Origin of the sequence: Dongia deserti (genome assembly GCF_003574735.1) — a bacterium.
GTDB lineage: Bacteria > Pseudomonadota > Alphaproteobacteria > Dongiales > Dongiaceae > Dongia_A > Dongia_A deserti.
In genome coordinates this window covers 155,192-176,696 of the sequence record NZ_QORW01000008.1, presented here as the reverse complement: position 1 = coordinate 176,696, position 21,505 = coordinate 155,192, and the positions used below count along the sequence as shown (strand labels likewise).

Annotated in this window: 19 protein-coding genes; 11 read left to right on the top strand and 8 right to left on the bottom strand. The window is 63.8% G+C overall.

Going from position 1 to position 21,505, the window contains the following annotated elements:
- Positions 1-2 precede the first annotated feature (2 nt).
- The 6 genes from DTX69_RS14465 (at position 3) to DTX69_RS30135 (ending at position 6,151) form a co-directional block, all read left to right on the top strand.
- Positions 3-299, top strand: coding sequence for a cupin domain-containing protein (locus DTX69_RS14465; protein ID WP_119302352.1), 297 nt, complete (start codon positions 3-5; stop codon positions 297-299).
- 28 nt (positions 300-327) lie between these two features.
- Positions 328-2,634 carry a ribonuclease R gene (rnr, locus tag DTX69_RS14460; RefSeq protein WP_119302245.1) on the top strand — a complete coding sequence of 769 codons (2,307 nt, stop codon included), beginning with the start codon at positions 328-330 and terminating at the stop codon, positions 2,632-2,634.
- Between the two features lie 279 nt (positions 2,635-2,913).
- Positions 2,914-4,371 (top strand): S41 family peptidase, encoded by a 1,458-nt coding sequence (locus tag DTX69_RS14455; RefSeq protein WP_162917179.1) that lies wholly within the window; start codon positions 2,914-2,916, stop codon positions 4,369-4,371.
- A complete protein-coding gene (locus DTX69_RS14450; protein ID WP_119302243.1) occupies positions 4,368-5,063 on the top strand; it encodes an NUDIX hydrolase in 696 nt (231 codons plus the stop codon). The genes DTX69_RS14455 and DTX69_RS14450 overlap by 4 nt, the downstream gene beginning before the upstream one ends.
- Positions 5,064-5,149: 86 nt before the next feature.
- Complete coding sequence (gene rpmG / locus DTX69_RS14445) at positions 5,150-5,317, top strand: 50S ribosomal protein L33 (RefSeq protein ID WP_119302242.1); 168 nt, start codon at positions 5,150-5,152, stop codon at positions 5,315-5,317.
- Between the two features lie 87 nt (positions 5,318-5,404).
- Complete coding sequence (locus DTX69_RS30135) at positions 5,405-6,151, top strand: hypothetical protein (protein WP_162917178.1); 747 nt, start codon at positions 5,405-5,407, stop codon at positions 6,149-6,151.
- A gap of 18 nt (positions 6,152-6,169) precedes the next feature.
- On the opposite strand, the gene DTX69_RS14435 is transcribed toward DTX69_RS30135, so the two are convergent.
- Both DTX69_RS14435 and DTX69_RS14430 read right to left on the bottom strand, forming a co-directional pair.
- The gene (locus DTX69_RS14435; RefSeq protein WP_119302240.1) at positions 6,170-7,561 is read right to left on the bottom strand and encodes a PleD family two-component system response regulator; all 1,392 of its coding nucleotides are present in this window, start codon (positions 7,559-7,561) and stop codon (positions 6,170-6,172) included.
- 13 nt (positions 7,562-7,574) lie between these two features.
- Complete coding sequence (locus DTX69_RS14430; protein WP_407643986.1) at positions 7,575-7,988, bottom strand: response regulator; 414 nt, start codon at positions 7,986-7,988, stop codon at positions 7,575-7,577.
- 335 nt (positions 7,989-8,323) lie between these two features.
- Between DTX69_RS14430 and DTX69_RS14425 the strand changes: the two genes are divergently transcribed.
- Both DTX69_RS14425 and DTX69_RS14420 read left to right on the top strand, forming a co-directional pair.
- Positions 8,324-9,469 (top strand): DNA polymerase IV, encoded by a 1,146-nt coding sequence (locus DTX69_RS14425; protein ID WP_322090890.1) that lies wholly within the window; start codon positions 8,324-8,326, stop codon positions 9,467-9,469.
- 12 nt (positions 9,470-9,481) lie between these two features.
- The gene (locus tag DTX69_RS14420; RefSeq protein WP_119302239.1) at positions 9,482-9,910 is read left to right on the top strand and encodes a DUF1810 domain-containing protein; all 429 of its coding nucleotides are present in this window, start codon (positions 9,482-9,484) and stop codon (positions 9,908-9,910) included.
- 42 nt (positions 9,911-9,952) lie between these two features.
- Here the strand turns inward: DTX69_RS14420 and DTX69_RS14415 are convergent, their stop codons facing one another.
- Positions 9,953-10,750, bottom strand: a complete 798-nt coding sequence (locus DTX69_RS14415) for an EipB family protein (RefSeq protein WP_119302238.1) — start codon at positions 10,748-10,750, stop codon at positions 9,953-9,955.
- Between the two features lie 144 nt (positions 10,751-10,894).
- On the opposite strand from DTX69_RS14415, the gene DTX69_RS14410 reads away from it, so the two are divergent.
- Complete coding sequence (locus tag DTX69_RS14410; RefSeq protein ID WP_119302237.1) at positions 10,895-11,860, top strand: 2-hydroxyacid dehydrogenase; 966 nt, start codon at positions 10,895-10,897, stop codon at positions 11,858-11,860.
- Positions 11,861-12,013: 153 nt separating this feature from the next.
- On the opposite strand, the gene DTX69_RS14405 is transcribed toward DTX69_RS14410, so the two are convergent.
- From DTX69_RS14405 to aspS, 3 genes are all read right to left on the bottom strand, one after another.
- The gene (locus tag DTX69_RS14405) at positions 12,014-12,637 is read right to left on the bottom strand and encodes a glutathione S-transferase family protein (protein WP_119302236.1); all 624 of its coding nucleotides are present in this window, start codon (positions 12,635-12,637) and stop codon (positions 12,014-12,016) included.
- 16 nt (positions 12,638-12,653) lie between these two features.
- Positions 12,654-13,694 (bottom strand): agmatine deiminase family protein, encoded by a 1,041-nt coding sequence (locus DTX69_RS14400; protein ID WP_119302235.1) that lies wholly within the window; start codon positions 13,692-13,694, stop codon positions 12,654-12,656.
- Positions 13,695-13,798: 104 nt separating this feature from the next.
- Positions 13,799-15,586, bottom strand: coding sequence for an aspartate--tRNA ligase (gene aspS, locus DTX69_RS14395; protein ID WP_119302234.1), 1,788 nt, complete (start codon positions 15,584-15,586; stop codon positions 13,799-13,801).
- Positions 15,587-15,716: 130 nt separating this feature from the next.
- Here aspS and rnd point away from each other — a divergent pair, with 130 nt between their 5' ends.
- Positions 15,717-16,901 (top strand): ribonuclease D, encoded by a 1,185-nt coding sequence (gene rnd, locus DTX69_RS14390; protein WP_119302233.1) that lies wholly within the window; start codon positions 15,717-15,719, stop codon positions 16,899-16,901.
- A 144-nt stretch (positions 16,902-17,045) separates the two neighbouring features.
- Here rnd and ppx read toward each other — a convergent pair whose 3' ends face one another.
- Complete coding sequence (ppx, locus tag DTX69_RS14385; RefSeq protein ID WP_284735770.1) at positions 17,046-18,554, bottom strand: exopolyphosphatase; 1,509 nt, start codon at positions 18,552-18,554, stop codon at positions 17,046-17,048.
- Between the two features lie 4 nt (positions 18,555-18,558).
- Positions 18,559-20,676 carry an RNA degradosome polyphosphate kinase gene (locus DTX69_RS14380; protein WP_284735794.1) on the bottom strand — a complete coding sequence of 706 codons (2,118 nt, stop codon included), beginning with the start codon at positions 20,674-20,676 and terminating at the stop codon, positions 18,559-18,561.
- Between the two features lie 291 nt (positions 20,677-20,967).
- Between DTX69_RS14380 and DTX69_RS14375 the strand changes: the two genes are divergently transcribed.
- Positions 20,968-21,495: a SixA phosphatase family protein gene (locus DTX69_RS14375; protein ID WP_162917177.1), complete on the top strand. Its 528-nt coding sequence runs from the start codon at positions 20,968-20,970 to the stop codon at positions 21,493-21,495.
- Positions 21,496-21,505 lie beyond the last annotated feature (10 nt).

The following is a 21,505-nucleotide window of genomic DNA, read 5'->3' as shown; positions in this document are numbered from 1 at the left end:
CGATGTCCCGCCCCGCCGCCCAGCCTACCGTGCAAGTCGACAATGACCGCGTCCTCGTCACCCTCTGGCGCTTTGCGCCGGGGGCGGAGACGACGTGGCATCGGCACGGCTACGACTATGTCGTCGTGCCGCTGACCACGGGAAAGCTGCAGATCGATGATGGGAAAACGCAGCGCCTCGCGGAACTCACGGCCGGCCAATCCTATTACCGTCCTGTGGGCATCGAGCACAACGTCATCAACGCCAACGAGCACGAATTCGTCTTTGTCGAAATCGAATTCAAGACGCCGCAAGCCTGAGACTGATCAGGCCGAGGACAACGCGCCGATGGAAGAGCGCAGCAGGAAGCGCGGCGCGAAGCACGTCCCCCTCCCCACCAAGGAGCAGGTGCTGGCCTTCATCCGCGAAAGCGAAGGGCCGGTCGGCAAGCGCGAGATCGCCCGCGCCTTTCATCTGAAGGGTGCCGACCGCATCCCGCTCAAGGCGATGCTCAAGGAGCTGGAAAAAGAGGGCCAGGTCGATCGCGGCCGCAAGCGGCAGCTGGCCGCGGCCGGCGTTCTCCCCGAGGTGACGGTCGTGCAGGTCATCGGTCCCGATGCCGACGGCGACCTGTGGGCGCGGCCGGTTGACCTCCGGCCCGATGACGCGGAGCCGAAGATCGTCATCATCGACGACCGCAAGATCGACCGCCCGCTCGGCGCCGGCGATCGCGTCCTCGTGCAGCTCAAACAGACGGATGCTGATGTCTATGAAGCGCGTGCGATCCGCAGGCTGCAGAGCCGGGCGCAGCGCGTTGTTGGACTGTTCGAGAAGGGCAAGGACGGGTTCGGCCGCTTGGTGCCGACCGACAAGCGGATCAAGACCGAGTTCTCCATCCATCCGCGCGAGATCGGCAGCGCGCGCACCGGCGATCTGGTCATCGTCGAAGCGGAACCGGCGCGACGGCTCGGCACGCCCAAAGCGCGCGTCGTGGAGCGCATCGGCCGCGCGGATGAACCGCGCTCCATCAGCCTGATCTCGGTCGCCGAGCATCAGATCCCGTTCCAGTTCTCGCCCGCCGCCCTGACCCAGGCGAAAGAAGCCGGGCCGGCGACCTTGGGCAAGCGGACTGACCTGCGCGACGTGCCGCTTGTCACCATCGACGGAGATGATGCACGCGACTTCGACGATGCGGTGTTCGCCGAGCCTGACAAGGATGCGAAGAACCTGGGCGGCTGGCGCCTGGTCATCGCGATCGCCGACGTAGCACATTACGTGCGGGCGGGCGACGCGCTGGACAAAGCCGCGCGCGAGCGCGGCAACTCGGTCTACTTCCCGGACCGTGTCGTGCCGATGCTGCCGGAGGAGCTGTCCAACGGCTGGTGCTCGCTGAAGCCCAACGAGGATCGCCCCTGCATGGCGGTCGAGATCATCATCGACGCCAACGGGAACAAGCTGCGCCACCGCTTCATGCGCGGGCTGATGCGCTCGCAGGCCCGCCTCACCTACGAGCAGGTGCAGGCAGCGCATGACGGCAGGCCGAACGACCTGACGGGGCCAGTGTTGAAGCCGATCATCGAGCCGCTGTATGGCGCTTTCCGCGCGCTGCTGAAGGCGCGCGAGGCACGCGGCACGCTGGACCTCGACATCCCGGAGCGCCGCGTATTCCTTGGAGAAGACGGGCATATCGACCGCATCGTCCCGCGCAGTCGGCTCGATTCCCACCGCCTGATCGAGGAATTCATGATCGCCGCTAACGTCGCGGCGGCGGAGGCGCTGGAGAAACGCCGTCAACCCTGCATGTATCGTGTGCACGAGCCGCCCGACCCCGCGCGGGTCGAGGCGCTGCGGCAGTTCGTCGATGGGCTGGGGTTGAAGCTTGCGCGGGGCCAGGTGATCAGGCCGAAGCATTTCACCCGGCTGCTGGAGCAAGCGACGAAGACGCCTTACGCCGCGATGATCCACACATTGACGCTGCGCTCGCAGATGCCCGCCGTCTATGCGCCGGGCAATCTCGGCCATTTCGGGTTGGCGCTGCAGCGCTATGCGCATTTCACGTCCCCGATCCGGCGCTATTCGGATCTGCTGGTGCATCGCGCCTTGATCTCGGCTTATGGCTTCGGCAATGACGGTCTCCCGACTGATGCAGCCGCCACGTTCGAACCGACCGGGCAGCACATCTCCGCGACCGAGCGCCGTGCCGCCGCAGCCGAGCGCGATGCCATCGACCGCTACGTGGCACATTTCATGGCGGAGCGTGTCGGCGAGAATTTCGATGGCCGCGTCAGCGGGGTGGCGCGCTTCGGCTTGTTCGTTACGCTGGAGGAAACAGGGGCCGACGGATTGCTGCCCGTCGGGATGCTGCCGCCGGACTTCTATGATCATGACGAGCGGTCTCATGCCCTCGTGGGGCGGCGCAACGGCCGCGTCTTCCAGTTAGGCGCGCAGATCACCGTCCGTTTGGCAGCCGCGCAGCCGTTAACAGGAGGGTTGAGCTTCGAGCTGGTCGCGGGCGGGAGCGCGCATCAGGATGATCGGGCAGTCCGCAAGCTGGTCGGCGAAGAACGTCGGACCGCCAAGCCGCGCGTCGGCGTGAAATCAAAATCCAAGCCTAAACCGATGAAATCACGGGCAAAGCGTCGCAGGCGCGATTAACGCCCGGCCCCTTCCGCCAGTATACGTTGAGCGCCCGCCACTGTCTCTTAACAGACGCTGGCAGGAACCGCCGAATTTGCTACTGTAGCCGCGCCGTTAACCTGTTTTTCGGGGCTGGGGCCTAGCTTGCTCGAACACATGATCAGATCGATTCGAATGCCGTCTCTTGACCTCTTCAGGCGGGCTCGCGCTGTAGCGGCGATCGCGCTTTTCGGGCTTGCTATCGCGGGTTGCGTCGGCAGCCGGTCCTCCACCGATCCGTCGGCGCTATCGCGCCAAATGTTCGAAGCCGGCTTCGAAGACATCGATGCGGTCTATATCGACAAGCCGGACATCGGCGCCCTCGCCCTCGCCGGCATGCAGCAACTCAGCACGATCGATTCCGACGTGACGGCCCGCCGCACGGGCAACAAGGTCGAATTGCTGTTGAAGAACCAGATCGCCTATAGCCGGACCGTCGACAGCGATTTCGACCCCGAGGCCTGGGGCGATCTGACCGCCGACGTGCTGGATGAAGCGACGGCGGAATCGGAGAAAATCAAGACAGCGCCGATCGAAAAAGTCCATGAGGCGATGTTCAGCGGCGTGGTCAGCAAGCTCGACCAGTTCTCCCGCTATTCCAGCGCGGAGAACGCACGCGAAGCCCGCGCCGCGCGCGACGGCTTCGGCGGCATCGGCGTGCGCATCTCGGTGGAAGACGACCAGGTGCGCGTCGTCTCCGTCCAACACTACACGCCGGCCGAGCGCATGGGCCTGAAGACCGACGATATCATCACCGCGATCAACGGCGAGAGCACAAAGGGGCTTGGCCAACGCGAGGTGGTGGAGCGCCTGCGCGGAGCGGTGGACAGCAAGGTCGACATCACCGTCAAGCGTGCGACGCGAGATCCATTCGACGTGACGATCACACGCGCTCATGTGGTGCCCGAGAGCATCAACTATCGGCGCGAAGGCGATGTGGGCTACTTTCGCATCTACAGCTTCAACGCCGAGACCGCGGCAAGCCTGAAGCGCGCCGTGGCCGATGCCGAGCAGGAGATCGGCCCGCGCATGAGGGGGCTGGTTATTGACCTCAGGGACAATCCTGGCGGACTGCTCAATCAATCCGTCGCGGTTTCCAACCTCTTCCTGCGAGAAGGACGCGTGGTGTCGACCCATGGCCGGCATCCCGACAGTCACCAGTATTTCGAAGCCAGCGGCGACGACATCGCGAAAGGCAAGCCGATCGTTGTGATGGTTGACGGCAATTCCGCCTCCGCGGCCGAAATTGTCGCGGCCGCGCTGCAGGACAACCGCCGCGCTGTGGTCGTCGGCAGCAACACCTATGGCAAAGGCACCGTGCAGACGGTGCTGCCTCTGCCCAACCAGGGCGAGATCACGCTGACGTGGGCGCGCTTCCACGCGCCGTCCGGATATACGCTGCATCATCTGGGCGTGCTGCCCAGCGTCTGCACCTCGGTTTATCGTAGCGCCGAAGAGGTGATGAGGGATCTGGGCCGTGGCCAACTGCCTCAGGTCCCCACCGGTCGCCGCAACGCCGTGAAACCGGACGACACCAAAGGGTTGGATTCGTTGCGCAAGGCCTGCCCGGCACGGGAGCAGGACAACCCGGTCGATCTCGAAGTCGCGCTGCGGCTGGTCTCGACGCCCGACATGTTCGCCAGCGCCGTTCGCCTAGCCGAGCCGCCGCAATTGGGCCTGAACCACGACGACGAGAACACCGCCCTCGCGCAATGAAGCGAGAGACGCCGGTTCGGCCAGTTGATGCCGCCGGGCTGATCCTGCTGCGGGGCAACCGCGAAGCTCCTGAGATCCTGCTCGGGCGGCGCCACGCCAAGACGGCCTTTTTGCCCGACATCTATGTCGTCCCAGGCGGCCGCGTCGACCCGGAAGATCATCTGCCATCGGGCTTTCGCGAGCGGCTGCATCCTGCCGTCGCCGAGGCTCTGGAGGCCGGCAACAAGCGCCGGCCAGCCATCGCCTTCCTGCGCGCTGCATTGCGCGAGCTGCATGAGGAGACCGGCCTCATCCTCCACGGCTGCGGCAGCGGGAAGCCGGGCGGCGGCGCGGTCTGGCAGGCCTACGCGCAGGCTGGCAGCGCGCCGGATTTCTGTGCCTTCGATTTCCTGCTGCGCGCCATCACGCCGGTGGCATCGCGGCGGCGTTACAACACGCGCTTCTTCCTGGCTGACGGCAGCACGGCGATCGGCGCTGTGCGCGGCGACGGCGAACTGCTGGATTTGCGCTGGCGAAAGCTCAGCGAGCTCGACCGCCTCAACATTGTCGACGTGACCTGGACGCTGATCCGACTTGCGCTGGCGCGGTGGCGCGATCGTGTCCCGGTCGGTCGGGAGTCTCCCAAGCTGCTGATATATCGAAATAATTCTCTTATTCTGCGCGCCTTGCCCGCGGCCCGCCGGAGAGCCTGAGAAACCCCTTCGGGCTTGACTTTGGGCTTTCCCTGGCTATGGTGCGCCGACCTTTTTTGCCCCTATCGCACTGACGAGATTGACAAATGGCCAAGGCTAACACGGTCCTGATCAAGCTGGTGAGCACGGCGGACACCGGCTACTACTACGTGACCAAGAAGAACCCGCGCACCTCGACCGAGAAGCTCGAGTTCAAGAAGTACGACCCCGTCGCGCGCAAGCACGTCGCCTTCAAGGAAGCGAAGATCAAGTAGTCAGCACTGCCGCTGGCTTTTACAAGGGCGCTTGGCTATCGTCAGGCGCCTTTTTTGCTGCGCAATGCGAGATGTTCGGGGGAGCGCTTGCATGCTCTGATCGTCGCAGGCCCGTCCGGCGCGGGCAAGACTTCATTCGTACGCGAATTTCGTGCCGGTCGCGTACCAGCGCATATCCGGCGGCATCTTCCGCAAGGTGCCGAGACTTGGCCCCAGTTCTGCTGCAGCCGTCACGAGGAGTGGGAGGCCTTTGTCGTTGAGACCGAGGCCGCCGGCGGCATACCTGGCTTCATTCTCCATTACGACATCACGTACAAATGGTACGCCCTGAAGCACCAACTTTGGGAAGATCCGCTATGGCCCATGCTGCATCGCTGCGAGGCAGCGACCTTGGTTGAAATTCGGCCAACGCAGCGGCGCCTGCTTGATCAGTGGATTCTGGGCCGTTTAGGTGTGCCTAGGTGGAAGCTGCATGCCCGCAAGCTGTTGGCCCCGCTCGCCAAGTGTCTCCTTCAAGCCGTTGGGTATCTGCGCATTGCGAAGCATCCGCGAATTCCGGACCGTACGCGCTATCCCAAGCCGATCCGTTTCCTCAAACACGTCGATCGCGCGCTGCGCAGCTACCGCCAGTATCAGACCGGCGCCATCGACTTCTATCGCCGCCGCGGAAACATCGAGCAGATGCTGCGATCCTGGGATGCGGTTGCGGAGGCCAAGATGGCGACGCTGCCGGTCACGCGCGTCGATCTCTCGCCGGACGCGATGACGGTGATCGGCAAGACATTCGGATGGCGCCTGGAAGGGGCGCGCACCAACGCCCGTGTACCGGCTTAGGGCCAAGAGGTCCCGGACCTATGCCACCAGCAGCGCGCTGGGGTCGGCACAGACCTGGTTGCGGCCGCCTTGCTTGGCGCGATAGAGCGCGGCATCGGCGAGCTTGATGAGCTCCTCGCCCGGCATCGCCATGGTCGTGGATGCGACGCCGATGCTGACGGTCACAGTGAGCTTGCCGTCGGGCGCGTCCGCCACGTCCATCGGGATCGAGGCGACCTTCTTGCAGAGACGTTCCGCGGCCTTCAGCGCGTTGTCGCCCTCGGTATCGGGCAGCAGGATCACGAATTCCTCGCCGCCGAAACGTGCCACCATGTCGATGTTGCGCATGGATTGCGTGGCGCGCTGGGCGAACTGCTTCAACACTTCGTCGCCTGCGGCGTGACCATAGGTGTCGTTGACCGACTTGAAGCGGTCGAGGTCGCACACCAGGACGGAAAGCGGCTTTGCGGTGTCAGCCACCCGCTTCATCAGCCCTTCCATGTGGCGGAGCGCATAGCGGCGGTTATAGACGCCGGTCAGCACGTCGGTGAGCGCCATCGAGAGGCTGCGTTCATAGTTGGTGCGTAGGCGATCTTGGTAGCGCCGGCGGCGTACCTGGATGCGCACGCGCGCCAGCAATTCGTTGGCGTCGATCGGCTTCATCAGATAATCGCTGACGCCGATGTCGAGGCCCTTCACCAGGCGCGGCATCTCGAACTCATCCACGATGAGCAGGATCGGCACCTGGCGCGTCTCGTCGGCGGAGCGCAGGTTGGAGCAGAGGCGCAGGCCATCCTCCTGCCCGATCTGCAGGCCGGTGATGACGAGATCGTAGTTGCCCTTGGCCGACTTCTGCATGGCCTCGGCGGAATTGGCGGCAACTTCCACAGTATCCTTATCGGCGGCGAGAATCGTCGTGATCCGCTGCGCCGCCGGCGCGAAGCCTTCCACCAGCAGCACCTTGGCGCTCGTGTGATCCTCCTCCGCCGGCTCCGCTTCCGACGACAGCACGTCGAACGCGCCGGAGGTCTGCTCGCGCATCCGCCATTCGTCCATGATCATTTTCAGGCGGACAAGCGAGCGCACGCGCGCAAACAAGGCGAGGTCGTTGACTGGCTTAGTGAGAAAATCGTCGGCGCCGGCCTCGAGCCCGCGCACACGATCGGCCTGATCGCTCAGGGCCGTCACCATGACCACCGGCAGGAAACGGGTGCGTTGATTGGCGCGGATGCGCTTGCACACCTCGAAGCCGTCCATCTCCGGCATCATCACGTCCAGGAGCACGATGTCGGGCGTCTGCTTCTCGATGAGGGCGAGCGCTTCCTTGCCGCTCGACGCCGTCATCACCTCGAAATACTCGGCTGCAAGCTTTGCTTCCAGCAAGCGGACATTGGCGGCGATATCGTCAACAACCAGGACTCGCGCCGACATGAGCTACTACGACCTACTGCAAGAAGCGGTCGACGGTTTCCAGGAATTGAACGACGGAGATCGGCTTGGCGATATAGGCTTCACACCCACCTTCGCGGATTTTCTCTTCGTCGCCCTTCATCGCGAATGCCGTGACAGCAATGATGGGAATGGATTTGAGGTTATCGTCTTCCTTGATCCACTTGGTGACTTCCAGACCGGATACCTCCGGCAGCTGGATGTCCATCAGGATCAGGTCTGGCTTGTGCTGACGCGCGAGCTTCAGCGCTTCCATGCCGTCCTTGGTCTGCAGAATATTGTACCCATGCGCCTGGATCAGATCGTGGAAGAGCTTCATGTTCAGCTCGTTGTCTTCGACGATCAGGATCGTCTTCTCGGACGCGCGGCGGCGCTTTTCCTCCGGCGTCATCTGTTGCCTCTCAAGCATTGGTCCTCCGGCCCGATAGTCCCCAGGGCAAATCGGCCAAGTTGCTGGTGATCCTGCCCCACCCCATCGACTCGATCCTTACGGGCAAGCCTCACCCAACTTATGCATAATTGGACATTGGTAAACAAATCGTTCAACCTTGAATTAACTCTTTTGGTTAGGCGCCCGCTCTATGCCAAATGCCGGATCGGAGCACGACCAATCCCCGAATGGGTTCTGCCGGGATTGCTGCACCCGCCTTCCGCCAGAAGCCGCCGCCTCGGGGCGCTGCCCCTATTGCCGCTCGCCACGTCTGACCCGTCACGCCGAGCTCTTCGGCCTCACGATAGCGCATATTGATTGCGACGCTTTTTACGCTGCGATCGAAAAGCGCGACAACCCCCGACTTACGTGACAGGCCGCTCATCATTGGCGGCGGCACCCGCGGTGTCGTCTCAACCGCCTGTTATATTGCGCGAATCTCGGGCGTCCGGTCGGCCATGCCGATGTTCAAGGCTAGGAAACTTTGCCCGGAGGCCATTATCTTGCCGCCCAACATGGCGAAATACCAGAAGGCGGGCAAAGAAGTGCGCGCGCTCATGCTGGAACTGACGCCCCTGGTCGAGCCCCTGTCGATCGACGAAGCCTTCCTCGACCTCACCGGCACGGAGAAGCTGCACAAGAGCAGCCCGGCGGAAAGCCTGGCTCGTCTGGCGCTGAAGATCGAGCGCGAGGTCGGCCTCACGGTTTCGATCGGCCTCAGCCACAACAAGTTCCTGGCCAAGATCGCCTCCGACCTTAACAAGCCGCGCGGCTTTTCCGTCATTGGCAAGGCCGAGACCCTCTCCTTCCTCGCCGAGAAGCCCGTTCGCTTCGTGTGGGGCATCGGTCAGAAGACCAGCGAAAGCCTGGCGAAGGACGGGCTCACGACCTTGGGCCAGATCCAGTCCATGGCGGAGCGCGACCTGGTCGCGCGTTACGGCAAATTGGGCGGGCATCTCTGGCACTTGGCGCGCGGCCATGACGAGCGCATCGTCGATCCGGACTCCGAAGCCAAGAGCATTTCTGCAGAGACGACGTTCGATATCGACATTGCGGAGTTCGATGACCTGGCGCGCGAGCTCTGGCCCTTGTGCGAAAAGGTATCGGACCGGCTCAAGCGGGCCGGACTCGCCGGCGGCAATGTCCATCTCAAGCTCAAGACGGGCGGCTTCCGCATCATCTCGCGCCAGATGTCGCTGAACGCGCCGACCCAACTGGCGGAAACCCTGTTCCGCTCCGGCCGCACGATGTTGCAGCGGGAAGCGACCGGGATGCGTTATCGCCTGATCGGCATTGGCGTCGGCGACATCCGCGACGCGGCCGACGCGGACCCCATGGATCTCGCCGACCCCGGCGCGGCACAGCGCCGCAAGGTCGAGGCCGCGATCGACGCGGTGCGCGCCAAGCTGGGCAAGGGCAGCATCGGCAAGGGTCGCGGCCTGGAGTTCAAGCGGCGGTGAGCAGAGGCGGTCATGCCGAGCGCAGATGATCCCTATGACCTGCAGCGCTTCGTGGACGCGCAGAATCCGGTCTATGACCGCGTTCGCGGTGAGCTGAGAAACGGCCGCAAGCAGAGCCACTGGATGTGGTTCATCTTTCCGCAGATCGCCGGGCTCGGCCGCAGCGCGATGGCGCAGCGCTATGCCATTTCATCGCTGGATGAAGCCGAGGCCTATCTGAAGCACCCGACCCTCGGGCCGCGGCTGCGGGAATGCACGCGTCTCGTGATGCTGGTCGAACGGCGATCGGCGCACCAGATTCTCGGGTCTCCCGACGACATGAAATTCCATTCCTGCCTCACGCTCTTCGCCCATGCCGCACCCGAGGATCCGCTGTTTCGCGATGCCCTGGAGAAGTATTTCGGCGGCGAGGAGGATTCGCTCACGATCGCGAAACTCTGAGCAATGCGCCGTAACTCCACCGCATCATCTAATGCCCCCGAACTATTCGCATGTCTGCGGTTCGAGCATTTCCAGCTTGCGTAGCTTGCCGAGGACTGGCAGTCCGCCAAACTCGAAGCTCACGCGGGAGACGACACCGTTCTCGAACAGCTCGATGCTCTGCTCGAAGTCCGGCGTGCCGTCGGGCAGGTTCTTCACGAAGAACGCGAAATCGATGTGGCGGGACGGGACGTTTATTAGCGGTGCGAACGCCTCTGCCTGCAATTCCGACTGCGGCAGCGACGGGCCGAAGGTGGCGCTGATCTCGACCGGCTTTTCATCCACCGTCGCATCGAAGATCTTCGCTAGGTAGATCGTGTCGCCGGCTTTCGCCCGCTCCAGCAGCTCGAGCGTATGCTGCACGGGCAGCAGGGCCGGCGGGACGTCTGCCTCGCCGCGCGCCGGCAGCTCGGTCGTTAGCTTGCCGGTGGCGCCGGGCTCGGGATAGACGAGCTCCCCGCGGCGTTGATTGCCGGTGGTGCCGTCCTGGCTATCCTTGATGAAATAACGGTAGCTGCTGCCATCCTTGGCTTCCCACGTGGCCTGGCTCCATTCGAAGCGGTGGCCCGCGCCCTCCGCTGCGGAGACGTCGAGGCCGGCCTTCTGGTTGACACTCCAGCCGTCACAGTCCTCCATCAGCTCATAAGTGAGAAGGCCGTGCAGGGAGCCACTGCGCCCGAAACCGCCGGCGGACTTGCCGGTTAGCTCATAGATGGCGCGATGCGGCATCAGCTGGGCGGCATCCGCGCTCGCGCCGGGCAATACTAGGAGGCTCGCCGAGACGGCGAGACCTTTTGCCATTCCAACGATTTGCCTTTGCACACGGGAGTCGGTCACCTGTCGCCTCTTCACCAATCGGGGCCGTTTTCAGAAATTATCGCATGGGCAGCATCGCCATGATAGGGCCCTCCACCAATAGAAATCTCGAGGATTCCAGAGGGTTCCATGCCGCAGAAGCCGATCATCTTTGTCACCCGCCGGCTGCCCGATGCCGTGACGCATCGCCTGACCTCGGCTTACGAGGCGCGGCTGAACGAGCACGATGGGGTCCTATCGCCGGACCAGCTGGTGACCGGCGCCGAAGGTGCCGACGCGCTGCTGGTGACGCCGACCGACAAGCTGACCGCCGAGGTGATCGGCCGCCTGCCGAAATCGGTCAAGATGATCGCGACCTTCTCGGTCGGCTACGAGCATATCGACCTCAATGCCGCCAAGGCCCGCGGCCTTCCCGTCTCCAACACACCGGACGTGCTAACCGATGCGACGGCGGACATCGCGCTATTGCTCATGCTGGGTGCCGCGCGCCGGGCCTACGAGGGCGAGCGGGCGGTGCGCGAGGCAACGTGGAAGTCCTGGTCCACCACCTACATGCTGGGCATCCATATGACCGGCAAGCGGCTCGGCATCTTCGGCATGGGTCGTATCGGCCAGGCAGTCGCCAAGCGTGCGCGGGCCTTCGACATGCAGATCCACTACTTCAACCGCCGCCGCTTGGCCGCGCATCTCGAGCACGGCGCGATCTATCACGCCAGCGCGGACGAGATGCTGCCCCTGTGCGATTTCCTGTCGATCAACGCGCCAGGCGGACCGGAGACCCATCACTGGCTGAACACCGAGCGCATCGCCCGCCTGCCGGACAGGGCGATCGTGGTGAATACGTCGCGCGGGCCGCTGGTCGACGACAACGGGCTCACCGCCGCGCTGAAATCCGGAAAGCTGTTTGCGGCCGGGCTCGATGTGTTCGAGAACGAGCCCAACATCCATCCCGGCTACCGCGAGCTGCCCAACGTTTTCCTGCTGCCGCACCTCGGCAGCGCGACGGTCGAGACTCGCAACGCCATGGGCTTCAAGGCGCTGGACAATCTGGACGCGTTCTTCGCGGGGCAGGAGCTGCCGGATCGGGTGGTGTAAGTACCTGTAGGTCAGCCACCGCGCCCAACATTTCGTCATGCCAGTGCTTGACACTGGCATCCACGAGTTTGCCGGCGACAGCACGGTCTCGCCCAAACAACCTCGTGGATGGCAAGGCAAGCCTTGCCATGACGGCATTGGGTGCGAGCGCAGTTATCCTCTACCCTCTTCCGCCAGCGCGCGCTTCACAGCGGGGCGCTCGTACATGCGGCGGCGATGGTCGTGCACCTTGGGAAAGCGCGTCGGGTCGACGCCGTCGCCCTCGAGCCATTCCGCGATGGTGAAGAGATACGGATCGCAGATCGTGTAAGCCTCGCCCATGACCCAAGGGCCTTTCAACATCTGGCGCTCGATGAGGTCGAAGCAGGCGCTGATGGTTTCGGGAGCCTTGCGCCTCATATCATCGAATGAAGACTGATTGTCGGCCCAGCGATAGCCGCGGTTGCGATGCGCATGCGCGACGTGCACCGTGGAGGCCAGATAGCTGTTGAACGCTTGGATCTCGGCGAAGGCGAATGGGTCGTTGAGCGGCGCGAGCCCGGCTTTCGGAAAGCTCTGCGCAACGAATGCCAGGATCGCGACGTTCTCGGTCAGGATGCCGCGATCCGTCACCAGGGCAGGCACCCTGCCCTTCGGATTGGTAGCGAGATATTCCGGCTTGCGCTGATCACCGGCCTTCAAATCCATCCGGTACGCCGTGTATTCGGCGCCTGCTTCTTCCAATGCAATGTGAGACGCGAGCGCGCAGCTGCCCGGTGCATAGAACAGCTTCAACATGCGATCCTCCTGGAAATCAAGCCGGCTTTACAATAGTGCCGACAGGCTGCGGCAGCGTGAAGGCATGAATACCGCCGCCGCCGCCATAGGCCAGCTCCAGCGCGGGGATCTGCACGACCTCGCGCTTCGGGAATAGCTTGCTCATGACGTCGAAGGCCTTGCGGTCGCTGGCACCGTCATCGAAAGCCGGCATCACGACGCCGTCGTTGGGCATGTAGAAATTGACATAGGACAGCGCGAGCCGCTTTCCGTCCGGATCGAACAGGGGCCGGGGCTGCTCCACCTCCACCACCTCGAGCTGCTGGCCCTTGGCGTTGCGCGCGGCCTTCAGGCGCTGGATGTTGTCGGTGAGGATCTTGTGGTTAGGATCGGCGGGATCGGCGCAGCTCAAGGCCAGCACCACGCCGGGCCGAACGAAACGTGCGACGTTGCCGATCTGCCCGCCGGTGATGTCGTCCTGCAACCCCTCACCCAGCCAGATCACCTGCTGCACGCCGAGATACTCGATCAGGACCTCTTCGATCTGCTCGCGCGTCATGTTGGGATTGCGGTTGGGGTTGAGCAGTGTCGCTTCGCTGGCGATCACCGTCCCTTCGCCGTCGACATCGACCCCGCCGCCTTCCAGCACCAGATTGTGGGAATAGGCGCGCATCTCGAGATGCTTTAGCACCTCTTCCGCCACCTTGGCGTCGCGCTCGTGATCCTCGTAGCGGAAGCCCCAGGCATTCCAGCGCCAGGCGACGCCGGCCACGCCCTTCGCCGGGTTCATCAGGAACGTCGGACCGTAGTCGCGGATCCAGCAATCGTCATGCGGCAGCGAAACCTGCGCAACACCGTTCGCGGTCAGCAGCGAGACTTCGGCGACATTCTTCGGCTTGGTGACGATGGTGACGGGCTCGAAGCGCGCGATCGTATTGGCAATTTCGGCGACGACATCGCGGGCGCCGTCCAGATGCTCGCCCCAGGTCTCCGCCCGGCTTGGCCAAGCCATCCAGCATCGCTCGTGTGGCACCCATTCGGCCGGCATGGTGAAGCCGTCGGCCAACGGATTGCTCATAGGCGTCCCTGTCTCAAGCCTCGTGTCTCCAGCCTGCCGGTTGATCCGGCACCCCTCCCAAGGCCGGGCAAGTCTAAGCAGGTTGCCCTGCCCTGGCTAGGGGCCTATTGGCCGGCCTTCTTGAGGGGAAGGTCAAGCCTGATATGCAATTCCTTCAGGCGTGCCGGCGGGACCTCGGCCGGCGCCTGCATCAGCAGGTCCTCGGCCCGCTGATTCAGCGGGAAAGCAATGACCTCACGGATGTTCTTCTCGTCCGCCAACAGCATGACGATGCGATCGATGCCGGGCGCCGAGCCGCCATGGGGCGGTGCGCCGAACTTGAAGGCGTTGAGCATGCCGCCGAACTTCGACTCGACCTCGCTCGCCGGATAGCCTGCGATCTCGAACGCCTTGTACATGATCTCCGGCAAATGGTTGCGAATCGCGCCGGACGACAGTTCGACACCGTTGCACACGATGTCGTACTGGAACGCCTTGATGGTCAGCGGGTCCTTGTTCAGCAGCGCGTCCATACCGCCCTGCGGCATGGAGAACGGGTTGTGGCTGAACTCGACCTTGCCAGTCTCCTCGTTGAGCTCATACATCGGGAAGTCGACGATCCAGCAGAACTCGAAGCGCTTGACATCGATCAGCTGCAGCTCCTCAGCCAGGCGCGTGCGAACGGTGCCGGCGAACTTCTCGGCGACCGCCTTCTTGTCGCAAGCAAAGAACACGGCGTCGCCGTCCCGTGCCCCGGTCGCGGACTTGATCGCAGCAATGCGCGCTTCGTCGAGGTTCTTCGCAATCGGCCCCTTGGCGCCGCCCGCCTCATAGATGATATAGCCGAGGCCGCCGGCGCCTTGGCTGCGCGCCCATTCATTGAGCTTGTCGAAAAAGCTGCGCGGCTTCGAACCGGCACCCGGCGCTGGGATGCCGCGCACGATGGCACCGCCATCGATCGCCTTGGCGAAAATGCCGAAGCCGGAACCGCGGAACGGCTCGGTCACGTCTGCGATCACGATCGGGTTGCGCAAGTCCGGCTTGTCGGAGCCATACTTCAGCATGGACTCTTCGAACGGAATGCGCGGGAACGGCAGCGGCGATACCTTGCGGTCGCCGGCGAACTCCTCGAACACGCCATGCAGCACCGGCTCGATGGTGTTGAAGACGTCTTCCTGCGTCACGTACGACATCTCGAAGTCGAGCTGATAGAACTCGCCCGGCGAGCGATCGGCGCGGCTGTCCTCGTCGCGGAAGCAGGGCGCGATCTGGAAATAGCGGTCGAAGCCCGCCACCATCAGCAGCTGCTTGAACTGCTGCGGCGCCTGGGGCAGCGCATAGAACTTGCCCGGATGCAAACGGGCCGGCACCAGGAAGTCGCGCGCACCCTCAGGCGAGGACGAGGTCAGGATCGGCGTCTGGAACTCAGTGAAGCCCGCCTCGATCATGCGGCGGCGGATCGAAGAGATCACCTTCGAGCGCAGCACGATGTTGCTATGCACGCGGTCACGGCGCAGATCGAGGAAGCGATAGCGCAGGCGCACTTCCTCACCTGCGTCCTCGTCGCTGTTGACCTGCAGCGGCACCACGTCCGCCACGGACTGCACGACGTATTCCTGGATCTGCAGCTCGATCTCGCCCGTCGCGAGCTTGGGATTCGCGGTCTCGGGCGGGCGCTGCACCACCTTGCCGGTCACCGTCACCACGCTCTCGACTCGAGTCTGCTCGACCGCCTTGAAGAGCGGCGAAGAAACGTCCAGCACGCACTGGGTCAGGCCGTAATGGTCGCGCAAGTCGATGAAGACCAGATTGCCGTGATCGCGCTTGCGATGGACCCAGCCGGACAGCCGGACCTGCTGGCCGACGTCGGCCAAACGGAGCGCGCCGCAGGTGTGCGTGCGGTAGGCGTGCATGGTGAATTTCCTCAAAGATTCCAAGGTTTGGGCGCGAGAAGCCACGGAAAGCCGGGCTTTGTCAAGGCTGCGCCGGGACCCTAGCCCCCGCCCTTCCCAGACTCTGGCAAACCAGCTATAGCATCGGCCAATGACAGCTCGACAACCTGCCGTCCATTCCCTGTTGATAACCACTTCCGACGCCTTGGCCGACTTCTGCGGCAGCTTGGCGCATGCCCCCTACATCACGATCGATACCGAATTCCTGCGGGAGAAGACCTACTGGCCCATCCTCTGCCTGGTCCAGATCGCTGGGCCTGAGGCGGACCAGGTAGCGGCGATCGACACCATGGCGCCGGGACTGGACCTTGCACCGCTGGCCGCGCTTTTGAAGAACACCAAGGTGACGAAGGTCTTCCACGCCGCCCGGCAGGACGTGGAGATCTTTTTCCGCCTGACCAGCGCCATCCCCAAGCCGATCGTCGACACCCAGGTGCTGGCAATGGTGTGCGGCTTCGGCGATGCCGCCAGCTATGAGACGCTGGCCAGCAAGCTCGCCAACGTGCGGCTCGACAAGCTGGCGCGGTTCACCGACTGGTCGCGGCGGCCGCTGTCGGCGCGCCAGCTCGACTACGCCTTGTCCGACGTCATCCACCTGCGCGGCATCTATCAGAAGCTGCACGACAAGGCGGAGAAGACCGGGCGCCTGGAATGGATCGCGGAAGAGATGGCGCTGCTGACCGATCCCGCGACCTACGAGTTCAATCCGGAAAACGCGTGGAAGCGGCTCAAGACGCGCTCGGAAAAGCCGCGCTTCCTGGCCGTGCTGAAGGAGGTCGCCGCCTGGCGCGAGCGCGAGGCACAGAGCCGCGACGTTCCGCGCAACCGCGTGCTGAACGACGAGAACATCGTCGAGATCGCCGCGCATGTGCCAGAGACTCCGGAGCAGCTGGCGCAATGCCGTGGCCTGACACGCGGCTTCGCCGACAGCCGCAATGGCGAGGCCATCCTGACGGCGGTGCGGCGCGGCCTCGCGATTCCGGAGAATGAAGCGCCCAAGCTGCCGCCGCGTCCCGACATCCCGCCTGGCCTGGGGCCGCTGATCGACCTGCTGCGCGTGCTCTTGAAGCTGCGCTGCGACGAGTTCGAGGTGGCGCAGAAGCTGATCGCCAGCTCATCGGACCTGGAGCGGATCGCTGCCGACGATCATGCCAAGGTGCCCGCCCTGCACGGCTGGCGGCGCAAGGTATTCGGCGAGGAAGCGCTGGCGCTGAAGCACGGCAAGCTGGCGCTGACCGCCAAGGGCCGCTCGATCCGGATCATCTCGCTGGAGTAGCGGCGCTCTTCGCTTCCTTCGTCATGGTCAGACTTGGTCCGACCATCCACGAGTTTCGTTAGGCAAGGCTGTGCGATCACAAGCAAACTCGTGGATGGTCGCGCCAGGCGACCACGACGAATGGGGGCGTGTTCTCCGGTCGCACTAAACGATCTGCACCGCCTTGTCGAAGGCGCGGCCGACGGCGTCGAGGCGGCGTTGCACAGCTTCGCCGAACAGCAGGCGGGATTCCTGCGGCAGATGCAGGCAGATCTTGCCGTCCTTTCTCGAGACCCGGGTCTGGTTGAGCATGGCAAGCGTGCCGCCGCTCAGCGAATAGGCCAGGCGAATGACGGCACCGATGCGCCAGGCATAGGTGACATCGTCATCCTTCAGCAGCTGCATGAAGGGATCCGCGTAGTGCGTCTCGTCGAGGTCGGCGCCGTAGCGGATCGCCATGGCGAGCGCCAGGATCACGCGCTCCGCATGGTCGATACCGGCGACCGGCATCCGAAGGACGCGCATGAAGGCCTGTTCCGAGCGATAGTCGGGATGCTCGCGCCAGCCGAGATCGGATAGCAGGCACGCCGCTTCACGCAGGCGCGCACGTCCGTCGTCCTCGTCGGAGAACAAAGGCGCGATCCAGCTGTCGAGCGCGTCGCTGAGCGATTCAAAACGGCTGTCCAGCCCGGCGAAATCCGCGCAACCGACCAGCAAGGGATCGGCCTCCTGATCGCTCGCAGTGAGCTTGGCGTACAGGCACCCTTCACGCAGTCCGTACGCGGAGAACAGGGTCCGGTCGGGCTTCGCCGCGCGCAACAGGCGTTCCATGACAAGCGCGCCCAGCGGCAGCGTGTCGATGCGGCGTTTGGAGATGCCTTCCAATGAAGAGAGGCTGCGGCGGCCGAGGCGGCTGACCACCCGCGCCAGATCCTCGGCCGAGCGGCGCCCGATACGGTATTCGTGGATCACATGAAGTGGATAGTGCGTCTGATCCATGTGGATCTTCGCCAGCGTGCGCCAAGTGCCGCCCACCGGATAGAAGGTGCGGCCTTTCACCTCTTGCAGCCATTCGAGCTCGTCCAGCTGCTGGTCGATGATCTTTTGCGCGGCATCGAGGTCACCGTTGGTCGCCTCCGCCAGCCGCAAAGGACCGATCGGCAAGGTCACCTGCTGGGCGATCTTGGCTTTGTTCAACAGGACCAGTTCGAGGCTGCCGCCACCGAGGTCGCCCATCAGCCCGTCGGCCTTGGGCACGCCGGCGAGAACGCCCATCGCGGAAAGGCGCGCCTCCTCCTCGCCTGAGATCACCCGGACGGCAACGCCGGTCGCCCGCTCGATCTCCTTGGCGAATTCCTTGCCGTCCTTGGCGTCCCGCACGGCGGCGGTCGCCAGCATCTCGACATCCGTCACGTTCATCGCGCGCGTGAGCGCGACGAAACGGCGGATGTTGATCAGCGCGTCCTTGCGGCCCTCGGCATTCAGCTTGCCGGTCCGCTCAAGCCCCCTGCCGAGTGCAGGCAGCGCCTTCTCGTTGAAGATCGGGACCAGGCTGCGCGAGCGTTTCTCGTAGACTACAAGACGAACGGAATTCGATCCGACGTCGATGACCGCGACCCGCCCAGGTTTTGTCGCTTTGGCGATCGCGGCCGCTTGCCGCAGCGTTGCCGTCAATGCATCAACCCTTCAACAAATTTAGCCTGGGAGTCTTGGCCCGTTTCTTAAGCGCTGAGCCGCGGCCCGACAAGCTTGGATTCGTCATGAAATAGTGATGGGCGCTGAACGGCGGTTCCTCGCCCGGTTCGACCCGGTGATAGTAGCCGTTCGAATCCGACACCCAACTTTGCATATTGTCCTTGAGGTTCGCGATCATAATCTGATCGAGGATCTGCTGATGCACCGTCGAGTTCTCGATCGGCAGCAGGGTCTCGAGACGGCGATCCATGTTGCGCGGCATCCAGTCCGCCGAGGAAATGAATACCTTCGCCTGGCGCGACGGCAAGACTTGCCCCGCGCCGAAGCAGACGATGCGCGAATGCTCGAGGAAGCGGCCGACGATGCTCTTCACCCGGATGTTCTCCGACAGGCCGGGGATACCAGGCCGGAGGCAGCAGACGCCGCGCACCACCAGATCGATCTTCACGCCCGCCTGGCTGGCGCGATAGAGCGAATCGATCAGTTCACCGTCCACCAGCGAGTTCAGCTTGACCCAGATCGAGCCGGGCCGGCCGGCCTTCACATGTTCAATCTCGTCATTGATCAGTCGCAGCAAGGTCGGCCGCAACGTGACAGGTGCGAACGCTACTTTCTCCGTGCCCTCGGGCGTCGCATAGCCGGTCATGTAGTTGAACAGCCGCGCCGCGTCGTGGCACAGACCAGGGTCGCAAGTGAAAAAGCTGAGATCGGTATAGATCTTCGCTGTGACCGGGTGATAGTTGCCGGTGCCGTAGTGCACATAGGTGCGCAAGGTACCGGCCTCGCGCCGCATCACCATCGAGACCTTTGCGTGAGTCTTCAGCGCCACGAAGCCGTAGACCACCTGCACGCCGGCGCGCTCCAGATCGCGCGCCCAGCGGATGTTGGCCGCCTCGTCGAACCGTGCCTTCAGCTCCACCAGCGCGGTGACCGACTTGCCTGCCTCCGCCGCCTCGATCAGTGCCTTGACGATCGGGCTGTCCTCGCTCGTGCGATAGAGCGTCTGCTTGATGGCGACCACGTTGGGATCGCGCGCGGCCTGCAGGATGAACTGCACGACCACGTCGAAGCTCTCGTACGGATGGTGGACGACGATGTCCTTCTGCCGGATCGCGGCGAAGCAGTCGCCGCCAAAATCGCGGATGCGTTCCGGGAAGCGCGGATTGAACGGCTGGAACTTGAGGTCCGGCCGCTCATCCACGATCAGCTTGGACGTGCTGGCGAGCCCGATCAGCCCATCGAGCGGGAACACGTCGGCACGGTCAGCGCCCAGCTCGTCGATGACGAAGGCGAGCAGGTCCTCCGGCATCTCGGCATTCACCTTGAGACGGATGACCGTGCCGCGGCGCCGCTGCTTCAAGGCGGATTCGAAATGGCGGACCAGATCCTCCGCTTCCTCCATGATCTCGATCTCGCTGTCACGGATCAGGCGGAAGTGGCCCTTGCTGATGACGTCGAACTGCGGGAACAGGCGGTCGAGATAGAGCCCCGCCATATCCTCGAAGGTCAAGAAGCGGATGTTCTTCGGATCGGCGCCAGGCAAGCGGATGAACCGCGGCAGCTGCGAGGGCAGCGGCAGCAGTGCGCGCAGCATCTTGCCGTCGCTAGCGCGGCGCAGTTCCAGCGCCATCGCAAACCCCTGGTTGGGCATGAAGGGGAACGGATGTGCCGGATCGACAGCCATCGGTGTCAGCACCGGAAATATCTGGTCCAGGAAGAATGTATCGAGCCAGGCCTTCTCCGTGCCGGTCAACTCGCCGGGGTCGATGACTGCAACGCCCGCTTCGCTCAGCAGCTGGCGCAGTTGTCGCCAATGGGCCTGCTGGTTGCGCATCAGCTCGCCGCTGCGCCGGTTGATGGCGGCCAGCTGCTGCGCGGGGGTCAGGCCGTCGGCGCTGGTGACGGAAACGCCGGCCCGGATCTGCCCGCGCAGACCGGCGACGCGCACCATGTAGAATTCGTCGAGGTTGTTGGCGGAGATGGAGAGGAAGCGCAACCGCTCGAACAAGGGGTGGTTGGGGTTGCCCGCCTCGTCCAGCACGCGTTCATTGAAGGCGAGCCAGGACAGCTCGCGATTGATGAAGCGATTCGGCGAGGTCATCCCGATCTTTAGTGGCGATAGATCCGCTGCAGCGTCGTCCACGGCTTGCTCTCCAGCTCCAATTCCATTTCCGCCCGCGGCAAGGGCCGCGGCTATCTTGTCGGTCTTCTCGATCATATTCCGGCCGATTCGAACGACGCTAAAGACCATTCATGACAGTTATGTGACATGCTCGCGATTGCCATCATATAACACGAATTTCGCATTCTTGGACCTTGTTCCAAGCCCTGGCCGAGGGCATGTATAGCCTCCACTGAGCGGCCCAGCGCCGCCGAGGGACCTGTCCAAACCGTGCCCAAACGACTGATCCTGCTGCGCCACGCCAAATCGGCGTGGGACAATCCCAGCCTGGCCGATTTCGACCGCCCCTTGTCCAGCCGCGGGCGCAAGGCTGCGCCGGTGGTTGGCGCCTATCTCGCCCGCCGGAGCTTGGTGCCCGACCTGGTCCTCACCTCCTCCGCCAAACGGACGCTGGAGACCCTGGACCTCGTGTGCGCCGGCTGGCAGGTCAAGCCCACGGTCCGCAAGCTGAAAAGCCTCTATCTCGCCACGCCGCGTGAAATGCTGCGGCGGATCCAGGCGGTGGGACGCGAACCGGATTGCGTGATGCTAGTCGGGCACAATCCGGGCATTGCCGACTTTGCCAACTGGCTATGCAGCCACGGCAAGGCGGAGCACCGCGCCAATCTGGCGCGCAAATTCCCGACGGGCGCCGTTGCGGTGATCGAGTTCGATGTCGAGGACTGGGGCGATGCGGATGCCGAGACCGGGCATCTCATCGATTTCGCGACACCGAAGCAGATCGAGCGCGGAGACTAGAGCAGCGTCG